Below are 5,574 nucleotides of genomic sequence, written 5' to 3'. Positions count from 1 at the left end.
CCCGCCGCTGGTGATGTTCGCCATCCAGAACTCGTCGACCACCTGGCCCGTGCTGCGGGCGGCCGATCGCCTCGGGGTCTCGGTCATGGGCGCGGGGCACGACGCCGCGGTCCGGCAGCTCGCCTCGCGCGACAAGGCCGGGCGCTTCGCGGGCCTCGCGATCGAGAGGAGCGAGTCGGGGGCCGTGTTCGTGCACGACTCGCCGCTCTGGCTGGAGTGCTCGATCTTCGGCGAGATCCCGGCCGGCGACCACCACGTCGTGCTGCTCGAGGTCACCGCGCTGCACGACGACGAGACCATCGAGCCCCTGGTGTTCCACGCGTCGGCCTTCCGGCACCTGCGCTCCGTCGCCTGACGCGCGATCCGTCACGGACGGCCGCCTCGCGCCGATCCGAGCGGCCGTTCGTGACGGATCGACGAAGCGGCCCAGCCGTTCGTGACGGATCGACGCACTCGCGCTCGCCGATCCGTCACGAACGGCGCGGCATCAGCCGATCAGCACCGCGAAGCCCTCGGCGGGCACCGGCACCGTGACCGCGCCGGCCGCGGCCTGCTCGCTCACGAGCACGCCGTCGGCGGAGTACACGCGCAGGGTGCCCGAGCCCTCGAGGGCCGCCGAGCGCGTCGTCGTGGTCGAGTTGCGCACCAGCTCGGTGCGCCCGCCGTCGCCCTCGAGCACGAGCCGCGAGACGACCGGGCGCACGAGCAGCGCGTCGAGCGCCGTCTCGCCCGTCACTCCGCGGACCTCGACCGTCGTGGCACCCGCGGGCACCGTGCGCCGCAGCTTCTGCGGCAGCAGCGCGCCCGACGCCTCGGTGATGCCGCGCGCGCCGACCGTGCTCTTCAGCAGGTCCAGCGGGCGCTTCCCGGTGGTCCACACGCTGAGCGGAGTCGCCGCCGTCCCCTTCTCGACGCGCTGGATCACCGGCTCGATCACGCGCTCCTGCGTCGAGGAGCCGATGCCGATCGTCGCCGAGCGGCGCCAGTTCGTCAGCGACAGGTACGAGCCGCTCCACGAGGACTCGCCCGTCCAGCTCGACTCGGGAGTGACGACCGTGCCGCCCTGCGCCGTCTCGGCCTCGACGACCTCGAGGCCCTCGCGGCTCACCTGGGTCGCGACGGACCGCGCGCGGTCGGCCAGCTCGGGCCGGTCGTCGAGCGCGATCATCGCGAGCAGCCCGTGGATCGTGCTCTCGGCTCCGCTGTTGCGGTTGACGCTGCCGTCGGCCTGCACTCCGTCGAACGTGATGCCCGTCGCCGGGTCGTAGACGGCCGCACCACTGCGGTTGAGGCCGAAGAACCAGGCGCCCTGCACACCGGCGAGGTCGGTGAAGGCGCTCGACCCGGTCGCGTCGGCGAGGGCGAGCGAGTTCTGCAGGCGCGAATCCGCTCCGTAGGCGATCTGCACCGTCTCGGTCGGGCTCGGGTAGCGGCCGTTGTCGGGGCCGCCCGAGGTCAGCAGCTCGGGCGCGAAGCGGGAGCCGTCGACGACGGCCGGCTCGAGGAGCGAGGCGTCACCGAGCGCGACGGAGGACTCGGCGAGCGCCGCGGGCATCTGCGACGCCCAGGAGTGCCAGAGCGAGCGCGACTTCGCCCACGGCAGGATCGCGCCGTACGGCCACGAGGTGGTGTCCCCCTCCGTCGTCGTGCGCGCGAGCGCCGCCACGCCCTCGGCGAGCTTCGCGGTGCTGGCGCGCACGGCGGAGTCGTCGGGCACGGCGTCGACGTACGCCGAGAGGCCCAGCAGCGCCTCTGCGGTCGCGTCGGCACCGTCGACGATCAGCCAGGCGGGCACCCGGACGCCGTCGGCCGTCTCGTACTGGCCGTAGCGCGTCAGCACCTCGCGGTCGACCGCGGAGACACCGAGGCGGAGGCGCTCCTGCAGGAACGCGGCGAAGTCGGGGTCGTCGTCCTCGAACGCCGCATACCCCTCGCCGAGGGCCCACAGCGTGCGGGCGAGCCAGTAGCTGTCCTCGGAGTCGCTCGGGTCCGGCAGCTCGATCGGCTCGGCGCTGGGGTTCAGCTCGCCGTCGGGCTGCATCCAGAGCACCACGTTGCCGGCGTCGTCGCCGTCGGTGGTCTGGAAGTAGGCGAGGGCGCGCAGGGTCTCGTAGGCGTTCTCGCGGCTGGCCGTCGATCCGGTCTGCTGCCAGTGGCGGAGGTAGGCGACCGCGGCGCGCGAGATGTCGTCGGTGTTGTAGGCGCCCTGCCCCCAGTCGCCGGTCGCGGCGTCGAGCGGACCGCCGCCGACGCGCTCGAACGTGCCGCCGTCGCGGGCGTCGGCGTAGGTCCACGGCATCACCAGCTCGGGCTCCTCGGCGAGGCGGTAGGTGGTGTGGCCGGGCTCCGGAGTCGGGGTGGCGGTGTCGAGGAGGAAGTCGAGGTGCGCGGTGTTCGCGAGGGGGTCCGCCGCGTGCGCGGGGGCCGCGCCGAGGGTGAGCCCCCCGGCGATGAGGGCGGTGGCGGCCAGGGCGGCCGCCGTGCGTGTTCTGGCGTTCGTCATTGAACTCTCCGATGGGTGGGGGTGGGTCGTGCTTCGGGTCGTGGGGGATCTCGAGACGCCCGCTCCGCGGGCTACTCGATCAGCAAGGGGTGCAGCGGTGGTCGCGATTGCTTGCTGGTCGAGTAGCCCCGCAGGGGCGTATCGAGACCCACCACCGCCCGGAGACGGGGATCTCGATACGCCCGCGAGCGGGCTACTCGATCAGCAAGGGGAGGCGCAGCGGGCTCCGCCCCCTCACCCGTCCGTCCGCACCAGCCGGGCCGCGCCGATCTTCGAGTCGGCCATGCCGTAGAAGACGAAGTGCTGCCCGTCGATCTCCTCGATCGCCGTCGGGAAGACGACGTTCGGCACGATGCCCGAGCGCTCCTCCTCCGTCTCGGGCGCGAGCAGCGGCTCGGCCGTGCGCGCGATCACCCGCGACGGGTCGTCGCCGTCGAGGAGGATCGCTCCGGCCGCGTAGTTGACCTTCTGCTGCTGCGCGAACGCGTTGTCGATCACTCCGGTGACCCCGTGGTGGATCAGCAGCCAGCCCTCGGGCACCCGGAGCGGCGCCGGGCCGCCTCCGATCTTCAGCTCCTCGAACGGGAACTCGGGCCCCGCGAGGAACCGGTGCCGCGTCCACCGCGTCAGGTTCGCCAGGTCGCGGTCGACGTCGGCGACCGGCACGTAGCTGATCCAGATGCTCTGCCGCGGATCCTCGGTGCCGGCGGGCAGGCGCACGCCCTCCCCCGGCTTCGTCTCGCCGAGGTCCCACATGGGCCGGTGCAGCACCGCGAACGCGCGGGTGCCGTCGGGCGCCGTCACGATCTCGGGGAAGAACACGGTGTCCTTGTTGTGGAACAGCCCCAGATCGATGTCGAGCGCGTCGTCGTAGGCGAAGGTCACCGGGCCGAGCCGGCGCCACTCGCGCAGGTCCTCCGACACGGCGAGCGCCGTCCGCGGGCCGAGCGGACCGTACGCCACGTACGTCATCACGTGCAGCCCGAGCGCCTCGATGAACGTGACGCGCGGATCCTCCACTCCGGAGTTCGCCGCGCCCCGCTCGAACCCGCGATCGGGTGCCAGCACGACGCCCTCGCGCTCGACGCCGACGGGCACGCCGTCCTCGACGAGCACCCGGGCGAGGCCGACACGCGAGACGTTGCCCGTCGCGACCAGGCGGGGCAGCAGGTACAGCTCGCCGTCCGGGCCGCGTCCGCTGCCCGGGTTCAGCACGCCCTCGGCCTCGAGGTCGTCGCCCGGCCGGGGCTCCATCACGATGCCGACGCGCTCGAGTCGGTAGGGGACGGTGGTGAGGGTGGGAGTCATGGTCATCCTTTCACTCCGGATCCGAGATCGGTCGAGACGAAGTAGCGCTGGAACACGATGAACAGCACGACGACGGGGGCGGCGAGCACGACGGCGCCCGCCAGGATCGCCCCGAACGGGTTGTCGGTCGACGACGCGACGTTCGAGATGTAGTTGGCCAGGGACACGGCGAGCGGCTGCAGCGACGCGTCCTTGGTGATGAGGAAGGGCCAGAGGAACTCGTTCCAGGGGCCGATGAAGGTGAGGAGCACCGCCGTGACGAGCGCGGGCCGCACCAGCGGGAGGGCGACGTTCCAGAGCAGCTTGAGCTCGCCGGCGCCGTCGATCCGGGCCGCCTCGAACAGCTCCTTGGGGAGCTGCAGGAAGTACTGCCGGAAGATGATCACCGCCGTGGAGTTGATCGCGAACGGCAGGATCATGCCCACGTGGCTGTCGGCGAGACCGTAGTCGCGGGCGATCAGCACGTAGAGCGGGATCTGCAGCAGCTGGAACGGGATGACCTGCACGAGCAGGGCGAGCGCGAAGACGGCGTTGCGTCCGCGCCACTGCAGCATCGCGAGCGCGTACCCGGCCAGCACACCGAACACCACGGTGCACAGCAGCACGCCGCCCGTGAAGATCCCGGAGTTGACCAGTCCGGTGAGCAGGCTGATCCGCTCGTTCACGTTGACGTAGTTGTCGAGCGTGAGGTTCGCGGGGCTCGGGACCGCCCCGGCGAGGGTCGGGTCGGGGTCGGTCTGCAGCGAGCCGACGACCATGTAGTAGAAGGGGAACAGGAAGACGATCGCGCCGAGCCCGAGGACCACGCCGCGCAGGACGACCGCCGAGCGGCTCATCCCCACGGGGCGTCGGCGCGTTCTGATCGGAGTGACGGCGGGCACGGCCGAGGCCGCTCCTCCCGCGCTGACCTGCGCGCTCATGAGTTCCTCTCCCCGGCGAACCGGTTCTGCAGGTAGGCGATGATCAGGACGCCGATGACGAGGACGACTCCGATGGCCGACGCCACGTCGGGCTGCCCCTGCTGGAGTCCCAGCTGGTACATCAGCAGCACGGGCGAGGCGGAGGCCCCGTTGGGTCCGCCGCCGCCGGTCAGGAGGTACGGCTCGGTGAAGAGGTTCGCTCCGGTGACCGTCGAGACGAGCAGCACGAGCAGCGTCGCGGGCCGCACGCTCGGCACGGTGACCGAGAAGAACTGCCGCACCCGCCCGGCTCCGTCGGTCGACGCCGACTCGTAGAGCTCCTTCGGCACGTTCTGCAGCGCGGCCAGGTACAGCAGGATGTAGAACCCGAGCTGCTTCCACGTGACGAAGATCGCGATGACCGGCATGGCGAGGTTCTCGTTGATCAGCCACGACGGATCCGGCGCCAGCGGGCCGAGCAGGCTGTTGACCAGCCCGTTCCCGTTGAACAGGAACAGCCACACCGCGACGATCGCGACGCTCGCCGTCACGTAGGGCACGTAGAACGACACCCGGAGGAACGTCCGCAGGTGCACGACCTTGTCCAGCGCCGACGCGAGCAGCAGCGCCAGGATCACCGTGAGCGGCACGTTGATGATCAGGAAGATCCCGATGTTGCCGAACGAGCGGATGACCTGCGGATTCGAGAACGCGGTGACGAAGTTCTCTAGGCCCACGAACGGCCGGTCGACCTGCACGCCGGGAGCGGCGAAGAAGAAGTCGTGGAACGCGATGTAGACCGAGTACCCGACCGGGAACGCGAACACCGCCAGCACGAAGACCAGGTACGGGCCGCCGAACAGC

The 5,574-nt window shown here is 71.4% G+C and carries 5 protein-coding genes; 1 reads left to right on the top strand and 4 read right to left on the bottom strand.

The features are described from left to right. Positions 1-355 (top strand): flavin reductase family protein (locus ASF46_RS17965; RefSeq protein ID WP_235577017.1); only part of this gene is annotated, 355 nt, incomplete at its 5' end. 132 nt (positions 356-487) lie between these two features. On the opposite strand, the gene ASF46_RS17960 is transcribed toward ASF46_RS17965, so the two are convergent. The 4 genes from ASF46_RS17960 to ASF46_RS17945 all read right to left on the bottom strand — a co-directional run bounded on the left by ASF46_RS17960 (position 488) and on the right by ASF46_RS17945 (position 5,573). Next, positions 488-2,503 (bottom strand): hypothetical protein, encoded by a 2,016-nt coding sequence (locus ASF46_RS17960; RefSeq protein ID WP_056868883.1) that lies wholly within the window; start codon positions 2,501-2,503, stop codon positions 488-490. 234 nt (positions 2,504-2,737) lie between these two features. Next, positions 2,738-3,811 (bottom strand): glycosidase, encoded by a 1,074-nt coding sequence (locus tag ASF46_RS17955; protein WP_056868882.1) that lies wholly within the window; start codon positions 3,809-3,811, stop codon positions 2,738-2,740. A gap of 2 nt (positions 3,812-3,813) precedes the next feature. Then, on the bottom strand, positions 3,814-4,647 hold the full coding sequence (locus ASF46_RS17950; protein WP_056869023.1) for a carbohydrate ABC transporter permease: 834 nt from the start codon (positions 4,645-4,647) through the stop codon (positions 3,814-3,816). An 80-nt stretch (positions 4,648-4,727) separates the two neighbouring features. Beyond that, a complete protein-coding gene (locus ASF46_RS17945; RefSeq protein WP_082485654.1) occupies positions 4,728-5,573 on the bottom strand; it encodes a carbohydrate ABC transporter permease in 846 nt (281 codons plus the stop codon). Position 5,574: the final 1 nt, after the last annotated feature.

The organism is Rathayibacter sp. Leaf296, assembly GCF_001423045.1.
Taxonomy (GTDB): domain Bacteria; phylum Actinomycetota; class Actinomycetes; order Actinomycetales; family Microbacteriaceae; genus Rathayibacter; species Rathayibacter caricis.
The sequence above is the reverse complement of the archived record's forward strand: the minus strand, read 5'-3'. Positions and strand labels throughout refer to the sequence as shown.